At 71.5% G+C, this 16,104-nt stretch carries 14 protein-coding genes and 1 tRNA gene; 10 read left to right on the top strand and 5 right to left on the bottom strand.

Features of this window, described 5'->3' with window-relative positions; genetic code table 11:
• Position 1: 1 nt before the first annotated feature.
• Positions 2-1,489 carry a CoA-acylating methylmalonate-semialdehyde dehydrogenase gene (locus tag NT132_RS13060; RefSeq protein ID WP_297789753.1) on the bottom strand — a complete coding sequence of 496 codons (1,488 nt, stop codon included), beginning with the start codon at positions 1,487-1,489 and terminating at the stop codon, positions 2-4.
• 89 nt (positions 1,490-1,578) lie between these two features.
• Here NT132_RS13060 and NT132_RS13055 point away from each other — a divergent pair, with 89 nt between their 5' ends.
• Positions 1,579-3,126 carry a PucR family transcriptional regulator gene (locus NT132_RS13055; protein ID WP_297789750.1) on the top strand — a complete coding sequence of 516 codons (1,548 nt, stop codon included), beginning with the start codon at positions 1,579-1,581 and terminating at the stop codon, positions 3,124-3,126.
• Positions 3,127-3,300: 174 nt separating this feature from the next.
• On the opposite strand, the gene NT132_RS13050 is transcribed toward NT132_RS13055, so the two are convergent.
• Positions 3,301-3,648, bottom strand: a complete 348-nt coding sequence (locus NT132_RS13050; RefSeq protein ID WP_297789747.1) for a cupin domain-containing protein — start codon at positions 3,646-3,648, stop codon at positions 3,301-3,303.
• 10 nt (positions 3,649-3,658) lie between these two features.
• Entirely contained in the window at positions 3,659-4,255 is a 597-nt protein-coding gene (locus NT132_RS13045; RefSeq protein WP_297789744.1) for a DUF1992 domain-containing protein, read from the bottom strand.
• A gap of 110 nt (positions 4,256-4,365) precedes the next feature.
• On the opposite strand from NT132_RS13045, the gene NT132_RS13040 reads away from it, so the two are divergent.
• The 4 genes from NT132_RS13040 to NT132_RS13025 all read left to right on the top strand — a co-directional run bounded on the left by NT132_RS13040 (position 4,366) and on the right by NT132_RS13025 (position 9,786).
• Positions 4,366-5,958 carry an FGGY-family carbohydrate kinase gene (locus NT132_RS13040; protein WP_297789741.1) on the top strand — a complete coding sequence of 531 codons (1,593 nt, stop codon included), beginning with the start codon at positions 4,366-4,368 and terminating at the stop codon, positions 5,956-5,958.
• 36 nt (positions 5,959-5,994) lie between these two features.
• Positions 5,995-7,035: a substrate-binding domain-containing protein gene (locus NT132_RS13035; RefSeq protein WP_297789738.1), complete on the top strand. Its 1,041-nt coding sequence runs from the start codon at positions 5,995-5,997 to the stop codon at positions 7,033-7,035.
• Positions 7,036-7,333: 298 nt separating this feature from the next.
• Positions 7,334-8,845, top strand: coding sequence for an L-arabinose isomerase (araA, locus tag NT132_RS13030; protein WP_297789734.1), 1,512 nt, complete (start codon positions 7,334-7,336; stop codon positions 8,843-8,845).
• The gene (locus NT132_RS13025) at positions 8,845-9,786 is read left to right on the top strand and encodes an aldose 1-epimerase family protein (RefSeq protein ID WP_297789731.1); all 942 of its coding nucleotides are present in this window, start codon (positions 8,845-8,847) and stop codon (positions 9,784-9,786) included. The genes araA and NT132_RS13025 overlap by 1 nt, the downstream gene beginning before the upstream one ends.
• Before the next feature lie 167 nt (positions 9,787-9,953).
• Here NT132_RS13025 and NT132_RS13020 read toward each other — a convergent pair whose 3' ends face one another.
• Positions 9,954-10,148 carry a hypothetical protein gene (locus NT132_RS13020; RefSeq protein ID WP_297789729.1) on the bottom strand — a complete coding sequence of 65 codons (195 nt, stop codon included), beginning with the start codon at positions 10,146-10,148 and terminating at the stop codon, positions 9,954-9,956.
• Positions 10,149-10,297: 149 nt separating this feature from the next.
• On the opposite strand from NT132_RS13020, the gene NT132_RS13015 reads away from it, so the two are divergent.
• The 3 genes from NT132_RS13015 to NT132_RS13005 all read left to right on the top strand — a co-directional run bounded on the left by NT132_RS13015 (position 10,298) and on the right by NT132_RS13005 (position 11,623).
• The gene (locus tag NT132_RS13015) at positions 10,298-10,738 is read left to right on the top strand and encodes a YdeI/OmpD-associated family protein (RefSeq protein ID WP_297789726.1); all 441 of its coding nucleotides are present in this window, start codon (positions 10,298-10,300) and stop codon (positions 10,736-10,738) included.
• Positions 10,739-10,835: 97 nt separating this feature from the next.
• Positions 10,836-11,471, top strand: coding sequence for an asparagine synthase (locus tag NT132_RS13010; RefSeq protein ID WP_297789723.1), 636 nt, complete (start codon positions 10,836-10,838; stop codon positions 11,469-11,471).
• Between the two features lie 79 nt (positions 11,472-11,550).
• Positions 11,551-11,623: transfer RNA gene (locus NT132_RS13005), tRNA-Arg, on the top strand.
• A gap of 59 nt (positions 11,624-11,682) precedes the next feature.
• Here the strand turns inward: NT132_RS13005 and NT132_RS13000 are convergent.
• Entirely contained in the window at positions 11,683-13,017 is a 1,335-nt protein-coding gene (locus NT132_RS13000) for an NAD(P)/FAD-dependent oxidoreductase (protein WP_297789720.1), read from the bottom strand.
• 154 nt (positions 13,018-13,171) lie between these two features.
• On the opposite strand from NT132_RS13000, the gene NT132_RS12995 reads away from it, so the two are divergent.
• Positions 13,172-14,989 carry a glycoside hydrolase family 2 protein gene (locus NT132_RS12995; RefSeq protein ID WP_297789717.1) on the top strand — a complete coding sequence of 606 codons (1,818 nt, stop codon included), beginning with the start codon at positions 13,172-13,174 and terminating at the stop codon, positions 14,987-14,989.
• On the top strand, positions 14,986-15,990 hold the full coding sequence (locus NT132_RS12990; protein WP_297789714.1) for a DUF2804 domain-containing protein: 1,005 nt from the start codon (positions 14,986-14,988) through the stop codon (positions 15,988-15,990). Before NT132_RS12995 ends, NT132_RS12990 begins: the two co-directional genes overlap by 4 nt.
• Positions 15,991-16,104 lie beyond the last annotated feature (114 nt).

Raw genomic sequence — 16,104 nt, 5'->3', positions numbered from 1 at the left:
TTCAGTGGTTGCTCGGGAAGCCGAGGTCGATCTGGGACTCGCTGGGCTCGGGCCAGCGCGACGTGATGACCTTGCTGCGGGTGTAGAAGTTGATCGACTCGGGGCCGTAGATGTGCGCGTCGCCGAAGAGCGAGTTGCGCCAGCCGCCGAAGGAGTAGGCGCCCACCGGCACCGGGATCGGCACGTTCACGCCGACCATGCCGACCTCGATGTCCACTTCGAAGCGGCGGGCGGTGCCGCCGTCGCGGGTGAAGAGCGCCACTCCGTTCGCGAACGGGTTGGCATTGATGAGGGCGACGGCCTCGTCGTACGTCTCGACGCGGACGACTGAGAGCACCGGGCCGAAGATCTCCTCGTCGTAGGCCTTCATGCCTGGGCGGACGTGGTCGAGCAGGCTCGTGCCGATGAAGAATCCGTCGCCCTCGAAGGACTTCTGCGTCCCGTCGACGACGACCGTCGCACCCTCCGCAGCTGCTCCCGTGACGTAGGAGGCGACCTTGTCGCGGTGCTCGCGGGTGATGAGCGGGCCCATCTCGCTGGCGGGGTCGGTGCCGTCACCGATCCGGAGCGCCGCCATTCGTTCGGCCACCTTGGCGACGAGGGTGTCCGCGGTGGCGTCACCGACCGCGACCAGAACGGACACCGCCATGCAGCGCTCGCCGGCGGAGCCGTAGGCGGCGGAGATCGCCGCATCCGCCGCGCCGTCGATGTCGGCATCCGGCATGACGACCATGTGATTCTTGGCCCCGCCGAGCGCCTGCACCCGCTTACCGTTCGCGCTCGCGCGCTGGTAGATGGAGCGCGCCACCGGGGTGGACCCGACGAAGCTGACCGCTCTGACGTCCGGGTGATCGAGGATCGCATCGACCGCGACCTTGTCGCCGTGCACGACATTGAGGACGCCCGCGGGGAGCCCCGCCTGCTCGAACAGCTTCGCGAGGAACAGCGAGGCGGAGGGGTCCTTCTCGCTGGGCTTGAGCACCACGGTGTTGCCGCACGCGATCGCGGAGGCAGCCATCCACAGCGGCACCATCGCGGGGAAGTTGAACGGGGTGATCGCCCCGACGACGCCCACCGGCTGCTTGACCGAGTGCACGTCGACGCCGCGCGAGACCTGCTCCGAGTACTCGCCCTTGAGCAGATGCACGAGGCCGGCGGCGAACTCGACGTTCTCGATGCCGCGGCTGATCTCGCCCTTCGCGTCCGAGAGCACCTTGCCGTGCTCGCGCGTGATGATGGCGGCCAGCTCGTCCTGATTCTCGACGAGCAGCTGCCGCAGGCGGAAGAACACATCGGCGCGGCGGATGAGACCGGTCGCGCGCCAGGTGGGGAGGGCCGCGGCCGCTGCCGCGACGGCCGCATCCACCTCGGCGGTGCTGGCGAGGACGACCTCCGCGGCGCGCTCGCCCGTGGCGGGGTTGAAGACCGGCGCCGTGCGGTCGGCGGAACCCGACTCCTGACCGGCGATGTGGTGACGGATGGTGGTCATGGGGGCTCCGTATGCTGTCATCGGACAAACTGATCGGCGAGACATGTGCCGATGAGGCCCAGCATTGCAGGGAAAGGAGGGTGAGAACAGTGTCCGATCGTCCCGATTCCCCGTCCCGTCGGACACTTCGTCCGGAGGGGGCCGCAGGCGTCACCCAGAGCGTCCGTGAGGTGCTCGCCCTCGATGCTGTTCGCGCGGGCCTTCCCGAGGTGGTCGCCGGTCGCGACGGCCTCGATGCGCCGGTGCGCTGGGTGCACGCCTCCGACAACCCCGACGTGCCGCGCCTGCTCGCCGGCGGCGAGCTCGTCCTCACGACGGGCTCGGCGTGGCCGGAGTCCGACGACGCGCTGACCCTGCTCGCGGAACGGTTCGCGGCGGTCGGGGTCGCCGGTATCGTGCTCGAGCTCGGTACGCGCTTCGAGCGGGTGCCGGATGCGGTGGCCCGCGTCGCCGATGCCCGCGGGGTGCCGGTCGTCGCCCTGCACCGTGAGGTGCGGTTCGTCGCCGTGACCGAGGCGGTGCACGCCCGGATCATCGCCGCACAGACCCGCGCGCTCGCGGCCCGCGACGAGGTGCGCGAGCGGTTCACCGCCCTGGCGCTCCGGGGCGCGCCGACCGACCACGTGGTGCGGCAGGCGTCGCAGACGCTGGGATGCGGTGTCGTACTGGAGAACCTCGCGCACGAGGTCGTGGTCGCCGCCTTCGCCGACATCGCCGAGGAGGAGACGCTCGCCGGCTGGATGGAACGCTCGCGGCTCGGCGCCGACGGGATGCTGATCGTGCCGGTCGAGGCGCGAGGGTCGCGGTGGGGACGCCTGGTGGCGCTTCCCGGCCCCGATCACCCGGCCGGACGGCGGAGCGTGCTCGAGCAGGCGGCGATTGCGCTCGCCATCGGCCGGCTCGCCGAGGGTGGCACCGCCGAGTGGGATCGGATGGGATCCGCACGGCTCCTCGACACGCTCCTCGAGGGGCGGTTCGCCCACGCGTCCGCCGTGACGGCGCGACTGGAGGCCGCCGGCTTCCCGGTGCGGGGCCGGGTGCTCGTGGGGCTGGCCCTCCGCGGCGGGGCGGACACCTCGGCGATCGCGGCGGCACTGCCCCCGGGAGCGCGGGTGCTCGCCTCCGTCCGCGACGACGTGGCGGCGGTGCTCGCCTCGCTCCCCGAAGGCGCCCGGGTGGACGATGACGCCGCCCGCCGGCTCGGCGCCGTCGCCGGCTCCCACGGCACGGTCGCGGTCGGGCACGATGCGTACGATGTCGACGCGGCGCTCGCCTCGGTCCGCGAAGCGGTGGCGCTTGCGGCGGGCGCCGGGACCGGCGTCCGTCGTGCCGAAGCACGCCCGCTCGCCCGGCTCATCGGCGAACTGTCCGGCGATCACCGGCTGCTCGCGCACGGCGAGCGGATGCTGGCGCCCCTCCTCGCGCATGACCTGCGGCGAGGCGGCGACCTGCTGGACGTGCTGGAGGCCATGCTCGCCCACCCCGGCAACCGCACCGCGGCTGCCGCCGCATCCCACCTCTCCCGGTCGGTGTTCTACCAACGCCTGGATGTCATCGAAGACGTGCTGGGACTCGACCTCGACGACGGCGAGACGCAGACCGCGCTGCATCTCGCGGTGCTCTCCCGCCGGCGCTGACCCGCGTGCGGTCGACCGTCGTCGTGTTCACAATTCAGGCCGGATGCGCGGAACGGCGTGTGCAACCGCTTGCGGCGGCCTGCCGACGCCGAATGTCCTGAGTTGTGAACGCGGTCGTGGCTGCGATCGCAGGAGCTATGCCGGCGGTCCGGCGGAGCCGGGAGCGCGGAGCGCTCAGGCGAGGTAGACCTTCCGCAGGGTCTCGGTGACGGTCCACTCGGTGTGCATACCCGCTTCCAGGCGCACGATGTCGCCGGCCGCGACATCGATGGGCGCGAGGGTGGGGTGGGTGAAGCGGATCCGCGCCCGCCCGGAAAGGACGATGAACACCTCGTCGGCCTCGACATCGGTCGCGGTTCCCGGCGTCATCTCCCAGACGCCGATGTCGACGCCGGAGAACCTGCCGAGCTCGACGAGCGCTGTCGTCGGGGTGCCCGTGACGACCTGGTCGGCCGGGAGCATCTCGTGCACCAGGTGGAGGTCGTCGGCGCGAACGACGGTGGCGGGCGTCAGGGAGGTCATGGGCCGAAGCCTATTGCGACCGTGGCTGTGGTCGTCGGCGCCACCACCGGCGGCGTGCTGCAGCGGCCTCGGCGTCCCGCGCCTGCCCGGCGATCGCGCGGGCCTCGCGCCGCTCGCGCCAGCCCGCGACCTCGGCCTCCACGTCGCGCAGCGCCGTCACCACCGGAGGTCCGCCGAGCAGCTGTCGCCGGGCCTCCCGGACGCGTGAGTTGAAGTCCTCCAGCACCTCGCGGACGTCGGCCTCCCGGCTGAGCGCGTCGAGCCGCTCGGTGAGCTCGCGGTCTTCGACGCGCAGGGTGAGAGCGGCCGGCCCGAGGCCGCGCAGCTGCTCCCGCTCGATCTTCCGCCGGATCCACCAGTCCGGGTCGTAGCGATCGCTCAGCCCCTCCAGCGGCTTGCCCGCGCCGGGGAGGTCGTCGAAGTCGCCGCGACGGATGGCCTGCTGGATCGCGGTCTCCACGTACGCGGCGCGCTCGGCCGCGGTGGGCACGCGCGGTTCTGCGTCGCTCTCCGCGGCACGCGAGGCGGCGGCATCCGTCTCCGCATCGGCACCGAGCGCCTGATGCATCCGGTACCGGGCGGCGGCGATACGCGGATCCTCGCTCACAGCCCCTCCTTGCCTCCGCATCCAGTCCATCATGTCCTCGCCGCGGTGGCGTCGCTGTGACCGGTAACATCGGCAGCGAAACGCACGCAGCGCAGCGGAACGGAGCCCTCATGAGCCAGCACGCGATCCACACCGAAGCGATCCGCCACGGCGAGACCGCCCTCGGCATCGAGCTCGGCTCGACCCGGATCAAGGCATGCCTGGTGCGCGCCGACGACCCGTCGATCGTGCTGGCCACCGGCAGCCACGAGTGGGAGAACGCCTTCGTCGACCGGGTCTGGACGTACTCGCTGGATGCGGTGTGGGCCGGTGTGCAGGATGCCTACGCGCAGCTGCGCGCCGAGGTGGCGCACCGGCACGACGTGGATCTCGCCACGATCGGTGCCATCGGGGTGTCCGCCATGATGCACGGGTACCTCGCCTTCGACGCCGACGACCGGCTGCTCGTGCCCTTCCGAACCTGGCGGAACACCTCCACCGGAGCGGCCGCGGCGGAGCTGACCGAGCTGTTCGGTGCGAACATCCCGCTGCGATGGTCGATCGCGCACTACCGTCAGGCGGTGCTCGACGCAGAGCCGCACGTGCCGGAGGTGCGTTCGCTCACGACCCTCGCCGGGTACGTCCACTGGCGGTTGACCGGCCGCCTCGTCCTCGGCGTCGGTGACGCGTCGGGCATGTTCCCCATCGCCGCCGGCACCGCCGACTACGACGCCGACCTCCTCGCCCGCTTCGACGCCCTCGACGGCGGCGCCGCGAGCCTGAGCGAGATCCTCCCCCGTGTGCTGCGAGCGGGGGAGCACGCGGGCGACCTCACCGCGGAAGGGGCTGCCCTCCTCGACCCCTCCGGTACGCTCACCGCCGGCATCCCGTTCTGCCCGCCGGAGGGCGACGCCGGCACCGGGATGGTCGCAACGAACGCCGTCGCGCCGCGCACCGGCAACGTCAGCGCGGGCACGAGCATCTTCGCCATGGTCGTCCTCGAACGCCCGCTCGCGCACGTGCACGACGAACTCGACCTCGTCACGACCCCTGCCGGTGACCCGGTCGCGATGGTCCACTGCAACAACGGCGCCAGCGAGCTCTCGGCCTGGGTCGCACTGTTCGATGCGTTCGCCGCCGCATCCGGCTCACCGCTCGACCGGGACGCGGTCTTCGAGACGCTCTTCCGGCAGGCGCTGGAGGGCGAACCGGATGCGGGGGGCGTCCTCGCCTACAACCACCTCGCGGGCGAGCCGATCGCGGGCCTCAGCGAGGGCCGGCCCCTGGTGGTACGCACGCCCGACAGCCGGCTCACGCTGCCGAACTTCATGCGGGCGCAGATCTACGGCGTCTTCGCGACGCTCAGCCTCGGGATGCGGGTGCTCGCCGCGGAGGGAGTCGCGATCGACGCGATGTATGCCCACGGCGGCATGTTCCGCACCGCGGGAGTGGCGCAGCGCTTCCTCGCGGCCGCGATCGATGCACCGGTGGCGGTCGCTGCTACGGCCGGCGAGGGCGGCGCGTGGGGCATCGCGGCGCTCGCGGCGTTCCTCCGGCACGGCGAGGGGCGCGACCTCGGCACCTACCTCCGCGAGGTGGTGTTCGCCGCGGCGGACTTCGCCGTGGCCGAGGCTGGCGCGGCGGACGTCGCGGGCTTCGACGCCTACCTCGAGCGGTACCGGGCGGGACTCGCTGTCGAAGCCGCGGCGGTCGCGGCGCTGTGACCCGGGACCAGAGTCGGTACGCGGGATGATGGGCGCATGAGCGTGACGGGGGAGTCGCAGCCGCGGGTCGGGGTGCGGCAGGTCGCCGAGCGCGCCGGTGTCTCGACCCAGACGGTGTCGCGGGTGCTCAATGGGCACCCGAACATCCGGGAGGAGACCCGTCGGCGCGTCGTCGAGGCCATGACCGCGCTCGACTACCGCGTCAACAACGCCGCTCGAGCACTCGGCACACGCTCCACCCGCACGCTCGGCCTCATCGCCTCTGACGCCTCGCTGTACGGACCGGCTGCGGCGATCACCGCCCTCGAGAACGCCGCGCGTGAGGCCGGCCGCTGGGTCGTCGCGGCCTATGCGGACGCCGGCGACGGTGCCTCCGTGGAGCAAGCCGTCGACCATCTGCTCGGCCAAGGGGTCGACGGCATCGTGCTCGTCGCGCTGCACGAGAGCGCGCTGGCGGAGGTCCGCCGGCGCGCGCCCGACGTGCGGGTGCTGTCGTTCCATGACCCGACCGGACTGGATGCGCAGCGGGAAGGGGCGGCCCTCGCCGTCGCGGAGCTCGCGCGGCTCGGGCACCGCCGGATCGCCCGGGTTGGCGGCCCGGCGGAATGGGACGAAGAGCGGGCGCGCGCCGAGGGCTTCGCACGGGCGGTCGCGACGCAGGGCCTCTCTGCGACCGCGCAGTGGCGGGGGGACTGGTCCGCCGCATCCGGTGCCGCGCTCGCGCCGCGCGTCGCGGCGGCCGTGCGGGCCGACGGAGGCCCCACCGCGGTCGTCGTCGCGAACGACCAGATGGCGCTCGGACTTGTGGCGGGGCTGGATGCGGCGGGGATCAGCGTCCCGGGCCAGGTCAGCGTGAGCGGCTTCGACGACAACCCGGATGCGGCGTTCTACCGCCCCGCGCTCACCACGGTGCGCGTGGATCTCGCCGGGCAGGCACGCCGGTGCGTCGCCGCGGCGCTCGCCGAGCACGCCGCCCATGCCTCATCCGATCGAGCCGCAGTCGAGGGAACCGCATCCGCGGATCGCCCTCCGCTCCTCGTGCCGCGCGCGTCGACCGCCGCCCCATCGCGCCACTGACACGGGCGTTCCCCTGTCGCTTGCTGCGCTGGCGCGTCGCACTTTGCGACAGGGGAGCGTGGGGATTCGGCGTTCCCCTGGCGCGTGTTGCGCTGGCGCGTCGCACTTTGCGACAGGGGAGCGGACTCGGCGTTCCCCTGGCGCGTGTTGCGCTCGCGCGTCGCACTTTGCGACAGGGGAGCGTGGTGGGTGGCGGGAGGCGGGGTGAAGCCGCTCGGCGTCCCAGTGGCGCGCCCGTGTTGTGACCGGTAACATTTGGAGTCGGCGCGCGGTCGCGCCACGAGACAAGGAGCCGTCGATGAGCCGTACCCCCCTGACCACCTCTCTGGACGCGTACGAGATCTGGTTCGTCACCGGCAGCCAGAACCTCTACGGCGAAGAGACGCTGCGTCAGGTCGCCGAGCAATCGCAGCAGGTCGTCGCGGGCCTCGACGGTCTGCCCGTCACCGTCGTCTGGAAGCCGGTCCTCAAGGACTCCGACAGCATCCGTCGCCTGGCGCTCGAGGCGAACGCGCGCGACGAGGTCATCGGAATCATCGCGTGGATGCACACGTTCAGCCCCGCGAAGATGTGGATCTCCGGCCTCGACGCGCTGCAGAAACCGCTGCTGCACCTGCACACGCAGGCAAACGTCGAGCTGCCGTGGGGCGAGATCGACTTCGACTTCATGAACCTCAACCAGGCCGCTCACGGCGACCGCGAGTTCGGCTACATCCAGACCCGCCTGGGGGTCGCCCGCAAGACCGTCGTCGGTCACGTGTCGAACCCCGCCGTTCGCACCCAGATCGAGGACTGGCAGCGCGCCGCCGCCGGCTGGGCCGCCGTCCGGAGCCTCAAGCTCGCCCGCTTCGGCGACAATATGCGCTACGTCGCCGTCACCGAGGGCGACAAGACCGAAGCCGAGCTCCGCTTCGGAGTGCAGGTCAACACGTGGGGCGTGAACGAGCTCGCGGATGCGGTGGCCGCCGCATCCGACTCCGACATCGACGCGCTGGTCGCCGAGTACGAGGAGCTGTACGACGTCGTCTCGGAGCTCCGGAAGGGTGGGGAGCGGCACCAGTCCCTGCGCGACGGCGCCGCGATCGAGCTGGGCCTGCGCTCGTTCCTCGAGGAGGGTGGCTTCGGCGCCTTCACCACGAGCTTCGAGGACCTGGGCTCCCTCACCCAGCTGCCCGGTCTCGCGGTACAGCGCCTCATGGCCGAGGGCTACGGCTTCGGCGCCGAGGGTGACTGGAAGACGGCCGTTCTCGTCCGCATCGCCAACGTCATGGGCTCGGGGCTCCCCGGCGGTGCGAGCCTCATGGAGGACTACACCTACGACCTCGTGGCGGGCGACGAGAAGATCCTCGGTGCCCACATGCTGGAGGTCGCGCCGAGCCTCACCACGGCCAAGCCGCGGCTCGAGATCCACCCGCTCGGCATCGGTGGCAAGGACGACCCGGTGCGTCTGGTCTTCACCGCCGACCCCGGCCCCGCCGTCGTCGTCGCGATGAGCGACATGCGCGACCGATTCCGTCTCGTCGCCAATGTGGTGGAGAACGTCGAGGCCCCCGACCTGCCGAAGCTGCCGGTGGGACGCGCCATCTGGAAGCCGCAGCCGGACTTCGCGACCTCGGCCGCGTGCTGGCTCGAGGCGGGCGCTGCGCACCACACCGTGATGACCACCGCCGTGGGCATCGACGTGTTCCGTGACTTCGCCGAGATCGCGAAGACCGAGCTCGCCGTCATCGATGAGGACACCACGGTCCGCGGTTTCCGTCAGGAGCTGCGCTGGAACCAGGCCTACTACCGGTTGGCGCAGGGCCTCTGATGGGGACGCCGCTCTCGGGCACGCAGCACCTGCTGCGCGCCGGCGCCTATGAGGCGTCGGTGGCGAGCGTCGGGGCGACCCTGCGGACGCTCTGCCACGACGGGCGGCATCTCGTGGTCGGCTTCGACGCCGACGAGGTGCGCCCCGCCTACCGCGGCGTCACGCTCGCGCCCTGGCCGAACCGTGTCGTCGACGGCCGCTACGACTTCGCCGGCGAGGAGTACCAGCTGCCGCTCACCGAGCCCTCGCGGGGGCACGCCCTGCACGGGCTCGCTACGTGGCTCGACTTCGAGACCGTCGACAAGGGGTCCGATCACGTCGAGCTCGCCGCCGTGATCGAGGCGCAGACCGGGTACCCCTGGCGGGTCCGGGTCGCCACGCGGTTCTTCCTCGGCCCAGACGGTCTCACCCAGACGGTGCGGGCCGAGAACCTCGGCGCGGCGCCCGCGCCCTTCGGCACCGGACCGCATCCGTATCTCGTTGCAGGTTCCGGACCGCTGGACAGCTGGTCGTTCGAGCTGCCCGCGGCGCAGGTGCTCCACGTCACCGAGGATGGCCTCATCCCGACCGGCCTCGCGGCCGTGGACGCGGACGACCCGGCGCGGTTCGACTACCGGGCAGCGCGTGAGATCGGCACCGCCGAGATCGACCACGCGTACACCGGCCTCGCCCGCGACGACGGGGGTCGCGCGACCGTGCGGGTGACCGACCCCGCCGGCACCGGCGTGGAGCTCAGCTGGGGCCTCGAATGCGGCTGGGTGCAGGTGCATACCGCCGACCTCCCGGGACGCGGCGCCGGTCACCGCGCCGGCCTCGCGGTGGAGCCCATGACCTGTGCTCCCGACGCGTTCAACGCCGACCGGTACGGCTTCGACACCGGACTGCGCGTGATCGAACCGGGCGGCGTGGCCGAGGCGTCCTGGCGCATCGCGGCCGTCTGACTGCCCGGGCCGTCGGAATTCAGGCTGTACGGCGTCGGAACGACCCCTGCGGCCGGGCGGGTGACGCTCAGCCTGAATTCTGACGCGGGACGGCCGGTGCCCCCGCAACAGAGGAGAAGGGCCCCGGAGTATTCTCCGGGGCCCTTCGGTCTCGTCAGGGGAGCGGGTCAGTCCCGCAGGTCCTCCTTGAGTTCATTGCGCTTCTCGACGCGCTCGCGGTCGGCTTCCGCCTTCTTCACCTCGGCGTCGGCCTTGACCTCGTCGAGCTTGTCGCCGATTCGATCCTTGGTGTCCTCGAAACCCTCCTTGACCTTGCGGCCCGCGGTCTCGGCGACTTCTTTCGCATCATCCATGAAACCCATTGGGTTCTCCTTTCGCTGAAGCGATGGCCTGAGGCTACGCCCCCGCCGGAGGGGCGCGAGGGCTTGCACCGGCCGGAGGCCCTCGCTAGCCGCGCTGATCCCGGCATGCACTCTCGACGCCGCTGCGGATCGGGAGCCATACTCGGCACATGCGTTTCGAGACGACCCTCTCCGCGTTCGGCAACAACACCGGGATCGAGGTGCCGGACGACGTGCTGGCCGCCCTCGGCGGCGGGAAGCGTCCCCCGGTGACGGTCGACGTGAACGGCTACTCCTATCGCAGCACGGTCGGGGTCATGGGCGGGCTCTCGCTCATCCCGTTCAGCTCCGACAAGCGTGCGGCCACCGGCCTCCGCGGCGGGGACGCCATCACGGTGGAGGTGGAGCTGGACACCGCGCCGCGAGAAGTCGAGGTGCCCGCCGATCTCGCCGCCGCGCTGAATGAGGCCGGCGTTCGGGCCGGCTTCGACGCGCTGTCGCCGAGCGCCCGGAAGGCACATGTCACCTCTGTGGAAGGTGCGAAGGCGGCGGACACCCGCACCCGCCGCATCGCCGCGATCGTCACGGGGCTCGCCGGCCGAGTCGCCTGACCGGCGGCCGACCTGTACGCAGCCCGCCTCGTCACCCGGTGGGAATCCCCCGGTGCCCCGCAGGAGGGGCGCAGTAGAGTCGACGGAGGGGGTTTCGTTGGCTGCGAAGAAGGACCGTGACGCGCGCGAGAGCGACGCCGACGTCCGGCGTGCCAAACGGCCGAAGCTTGACGACATCGTCGCGGAGGGCGTCTACATCGCCGCCGCAGCGACCCGGCTGGCGCTGAAGAACCGCATCCTGGTCGACATCCTCGCCCAGGGTGAGGGGTTCGACGCAGACCGCTTCCTCCCCGACGCGAAGGAGACCCTCCTCTCGCTCGCCGCCGAAGCGGAGCAGGATGCGGCGCGGGCGGAGCGGGAACGTAAGCTCGCCCGCCGCCGGTTCAGCGACTCCGGCGGCACGCACGACTACCGCAGCCGCGACGTGCGGAACCTGCGTCGACGGCGCAAGCAGTCCGAGCGGACGGCAGCGGCGCTGCGGCACCGCGCCGAAGACCCCGAGGAACTGCGCGCGCTCGTGGAGGCCGCCCGTGAAGCCGCGTGGGCGGAGGTCGCCCGCAACATCGACAGCAGCCTCCGGATCGAGGCCGCCCGCCCCGATCTAGAGCCCGATTACGCGAAGATGCGGTCCGCCCGCATCCAGAGTCTCGTGCTCGTCGATCTGCCCCGCCTGGCGGCGCACCGCCGACGAGTGGCGGAGGCCCACGCAGACCCCTCCGGCGACACGCGATAGCGGCCTCGATTTCGCGGCGCCTGCGCGGTGGGGTATTCTCTTCTAGTGCCTGCGCGCCGGTTTCGGCGGGTCTGCAAATGCGCCTGTAGCTCAATGGATAGAGCATCTGACTACGGATCAGAAGGTTGGGGGTTCGAGTCCCTCCAGGCGCACACTGTGTTGAGACAGTCCAGCTTCGGCTCCCGCTCCGGCGGGGGCCGTTTCTGTTTTCTCAGGTCGTGGCTGAGCCCCAGAGCCGCTCGATCGGGATCTCCCGCCCCTGAACGTTCGACGCGGCGCGGTGCCCCGACAGCAGGGCGGCGTTGACCGTGGCCGGGTCTTCGCCCCAGGTCGCCTCCCCGGCGAGATGGAGGACCCCGCCGATCGGCGTCGCGATGTCGTCGTGGTGGGCGGCCGTTGCCCCGAGCCTCATGTAGGCGTACGACCCATGCGTGAACGGATCGTCCTGCCATCCGGTGACATGCACGCTGGTGGGCAGCTCCACCCGGTCGCCGTAGAGCCGGCGCAGCTGCGTCAGGACGGAGTCGACGACCTGCTCGGGCGCCCACCCGCGGGTAGCGATCGCCGCCGGTCCCGCGGCGAAGGTGAGCAGCGTGGGCGTCCCGTCGAGGGCCGTCATGTCGTACCAGGAGTGCCACCAGACCGCCTCGGGACCCTGCTGCCGGATTGCGTAGACGTCCTCGTCCCAGAAGCGCGTGGCGAACCGCAGCACGACCTTCTCGAACGCGTTCATGGCCAGGTGCGACAATCCGTTCGCGTTGACCGGCGGGAGCGGCGGCTCGATGCGGACATCGCCCGACTGGAGCGCCCCGACCGGCACCGTCACCACGGCGGTGTCCGCGACGAAGGAGCCGTGATCGGTCGTGACGGACACCCCTTCGGGTGCCCACTCGACCCGCGACACGACATGCTCCAGCCGCACATCGAGCCCCTCCGCGAGCCGTGTGGGCAGGCGGTCGTACCCGTCGGGGAATACCACCTCGTCGCCGTCGGGGACATCGTCGTCGAGCCCGTGGGCGGCGAGCGACTCGATCCACACGCCGTACTGCTCCTCCGTGCGGTGCTCCAGGTACTCCTGCACCCGGCGGGTTCGCTCGGGGTCCCACCCCTGCATCGCGAGCGCCTCGTTCGTCACCTCGCGGTACGACGCCGACGGTTCGGATGCGGCGACGACCCGCTGCAGCGCGGCGTCGACTTTCGCGACGTCGGCGATGAATCGGCTCGCCGCCTCGTCCGACAGCCGCTTCCCGTCCGGACCGTAGTACGCGATCGGGCGGCTTCCGGCCTGATACGCGCCGACCGTGAACTCCACCTGCCGCATCCCGAACGCGTCGGCCGCGGCGGCGGTCGGCGAACCCTCGATGCCGTGGATCCACGAGGCGCCGAGGTCGGTGGTGTGCCCGTCGCTCCGGTCGGTCCAGACACGGCCGCCCACCCGATCGCGGGCTTCGAGCACCACCACTCGGCGGCCCGCATCCGCGAGCAGGCGGGCGGCTGTCAGGCCGGCGACTCCGGCGCCGACGACGATGGTGTCGATCTGATCCATGTCCGGCTCCTCAATGGCGTGCGGACGCTACCGCCCCCATCCTGCCGCGAACCGGCGAGGCACGCGATGCCGGCGAGTGCGAGGATTCGGATGCGGTTCCCCGCGGTCCTAGGATCGATTCACCTGAACCCGTGGTCGATCAGCAAGGAAGCCGATGCCTCGTCCCGCGCTGTCGACCGAATGGGGAGAACGGCTCGACCCGGCATCCCCGCTGCCCGAATACCCGCGTCCGCAGCTCGTTCGTGGCGACTGGCGCAGCCTCAACGGGCCGTGGCAGTACGCGATCCGGGCGCTCCGCGTCGCCGCATCCGACCCGCTCGCCGTCGATGACCCGGCCGTGCCGCCCGCGGACTGGGACGGCGAGATCATCGTGCCGTTCTCTCCGGAGACCCCGCTGTCCGGTGTCTCCCGCACGGTGGGTGCCGGGGACACCCTCTGGTATCGCCGCGCTCTGGTGCTGCCCCGCGCCCTGCGCCCCGGGGAACGGGCGATCCTCCACTTCGGCGCCGTCGACCAGAGCTGCCGCGTGGCCGTCGACGGTATCGAGGTCGGCGGGCACACCGGTGGCTACCTACCGTTCGCGCTCGACGTCACGGCGGCCCTTGGTGCCGGCGACACGCACGACGTCGTCGTGGCGGTCCGCGACGTGACGGATGCGGCCTGGCTGGCGCGCGGCAAGCAGTCGAGTGACCGCGGTGGCATCTGGTACACCCCGCAGTCCGGCATCTGGCAAAGCGTCTGGCTGGAGATCGTGCCCCGGGTGGCGGTCGACCGCCTCGTGCTCGTGCCGCACCTCGCCGCTGGCGTGGTCGAGATCACGGTGCACGCCGAGGCGGCACCGGCCGGCACCACGGCGAGTGTCGAGGTCGCCCGCGCCGGGGAGACGGTCGCCACGGCAGAGGTCGTCGTCGGCGAACCCACCCGGTTGTCGCTCCCGCGACCGATCCGCGCCTGGTCGCCGCAGGACCCGTTTCTCTACGACGTCACGGTCCGGCTGGAGGAGGACACCGTCACCTCCTACGTCGGGATGCGGTCCTTCGGTGTTGGGTCCGACGCTCGCGGGGTGCCGCGCCTGCTGCTGAACGGCGAGCCCCACCTGCCGATCGGTCTGCTCGACCAGGGGTACTGGCCCGACGGGGGGTACACCGCGCCCTCGGATGCGGCGCTCGTCGCCGACATCGAGCTCGCGAAGCGACTGGGCTACACGATGCTGCGAAAGCACATCAAGGTCGAGCCGCTGCGCTGGTACCACCACTGCGACCGCCTGGGCATGCTCGTCTGGCAGGACGCGGTCAACGGCGGCGACCGGTATCGGAAGCTTCTCGTCTCGGCCCCGGCGATCGTGCCGGCGCTGCGGCGGGACGACACCCGGCACGCGGCGTTCGGACGCGCGGACCGGGCCGGCCGCGACCGGTTCGAGGCGGAACTCGCCGAGATGATCGAGCACCTCCGCAGCGTCCCCTCGATCTCGATGTGGGTGCCGTTCAACGAGGCGTGGGGGCAGTTCGACGCCGCCCGCATCGCCGCGCACGTGTCGGCGCTCGACCCGACCCGCCCGGTCGACCACGCCAGCGGCTGGTACGACCAGGGTGCCGGCGATCTGCAGAGCCTGCACATCTACTTCCGCCCGGTGCGGGCACCCCGGCGGCGCGACGGACGTGTCCTGGCGCTGACCGAATACGGCGGCTACAGCTGGCCGACACCCGAGCACACCTGGGGTGCCGACGAGTTCGGCTACAAACGGTTCTCGTCCGCCGCGACCCTGCAGGCCGCCATCCTCCGGCTGCACGACGACGAGATCCTGCCCGCCGTCCGTGACGGCATCGCGGCGCTCGTGTACACGCAGCTCTCGGACGTCGAGGACGAGACCAACGGACTCATCACGTACGACCGCCGGGTCGTGAAAGTGGACGAACAGGCGCTGCGAGCGGTCAACGACCGCATCCGCGCCGCCGCGGAAGGACGAGCATGACCGAGCGCGAACTGACCGAGCCGGTGTCGCTGACCCTGCCGGACGGACGGCTCAACCCTGCCGCCGTCGGATGGGCTCGGCATCCGATCGTCGATACGTCGGGGATCGGTCCCGGTGCTCGCGGGAGGGGTCGCAACAAGCGGTGGGAGTACTGGAACGTCATCACGCCCACCCACATCCTCGCGCTGACCGTCTCGTCCATCGACTACGCCGCCGTCCACGGGGTGTGGATCTTCGATTGCGCCACGCAACGGTCCTGGAGCCGCGATACCACGGTCATCCCCGCCCGCGGGGTGGAGGTTCCCGGGGTGCTCGGTGCGGGACCCGCGCGGGCACGGGCAAAGGGCCTGCGGATCGACATCGACACGGATGCGGAGACCACGCGCCTGCGCGCCGAGATCCCGGACGCGTCCTTCGACGTCACCGTGCACCGGCCCGACGGGCACGAGTGCCTGGCCGTGGTCGTGCCGTTCCGGAACCCGGCGCGGTTCCAGTACACCGTGAAAGACCTCGCACTGCCCGCCTCGGGGACCGTCACCGTCGACGGCGTCACCCACGCGGTGCCGGCAGGCGCGTCCTGGGCGGTGCTCGATCATGGGCGCGGGCGGTGGCCGTACGACGTGCGATGGAACTGGGGCGCGGGTTCGGGCGTCAGCGAGGGTCGCATCCTCGGACTGCAGGTCGGCGGCCAGTGGACCGACGGCACCGGCGTCACCGAGAACGGCGTGATCATCGACGGACGACTGCACAAGATCCACGACGAGCTGCGCTGGGACTACGACCTCACCGACCCGCTGCGGCCGTGGCGGGTCACCGGCGGCGGGCTCGACGCCACGCTCGAGCCGTTCTACGACAAGCGTTCGGCGACGAACCTCGGGGTTCTCTCGTCGCGCACCGACCAGTGCTTCGGGCGCTGGTCCGGCACGTTCCGCACAGACGAGGCTGCCGTCTCCTTCGACGGCATCGACGGGTGGGCGGAGGACGTCCACAATCGCTGGTAGAGGCTTGGCACTCTCGGGAGGAGAGTGCTAAATTATTCGTAGTTGAGTCGTGGGGACTCAAGTACCGATATCGATCGGATGCCGCATCCGATCTGCTTCGAAACGAGACGCGAT

The organism is Microbacterium sp. (genome assembly GCF_026393345.1).
Taxonomy (GTDB): domain Bacteria; phylum Actinomycetota; class Actinomycetes; order Actinomycetales; family Microbacteriaceae; genus Microbacterium.
This window is presented reverse-complemented; position numbering and strand designations above follow the sequence as displayed.

Bases quoted from the DNA above. Each gene is read 5' to 3' on its own strand.
- NT132_RS13060 (WP_297789753.1), bottom strand. From the start codon at position 1,489: ATGACCACCATCCGTCACCACATCGCCGGTCAGGAGTCGGGTTCCGCC.
- NT132_RS13050 (WP_297789747.1), bottom strand. From the start codon at position 3,648: ATGACCTCCCTGACGCCCGCCACCGTCGTTCGCGCCGACGACCTCCAC.
- NT132_RS13040 (WP_297789741.1), top strand. From the start codon at position 4,366: ATGAGCCAGCACGCGATCCACACCGAAGCGATCCGCCACGGCGAGACC.
- NT132_RS13035 (WP_297789738.1), top strand. From the start codon at position 5,995: ATGAGCGTGACGGGGGAGTCGCAGCCGCGGGTCGGGGTGCGGCAGGTC.
- araA (WP_297789734.1), top strand. From the start codon at position 7,334: ATGAGCCGTACCCCCCTGACCACCTCTCTGGACGCGTACGAGATCTGG.
- NT132_RS13025 (WP_297789731.1), top strand. From the start codon at position 8,845: ATGGGGACGCCGCTCTCGGGCACGCAGCACCTGCTGCGCGCCGGCGCC.
- NT132_RS13020 (WP_297789729.1), bottom strand. From the start codon at position 10,148: ATGGGTTTCATGGATGATGCGAAAGAAGTCGCCGAGACCGCGGGCCGC.
- NT132_RS13015 (WP_297789726.1), top strand. From the start codon at position 10,298: ATGCGTTTCGAGACGACCCTCTCCGCGTTCGGCAACAACACCGGGATC.
- NT132_RS13000 (WP_297789720.1), bottom strand. From the start codon at position 13,017: ATGGATCAGATCGACACCATCGTCGTCGGCGCCGGAGTCGCCGGCCTG.
- NT132_RS12995 (WP_297789717.1), top strand. From the start codon at position 13,172: ATGCCTCGTCCCGCGCTGTCGACCGAATGGGGAGAACGGCTCGACCCG.
- NT132_RS12990 (WP_297789714.1), top strand. From the start codon at position 14,986: ATGACCGAGCGCGAACTGACCGAGCCGGTGTCGCTGACCCTGCCGGAC.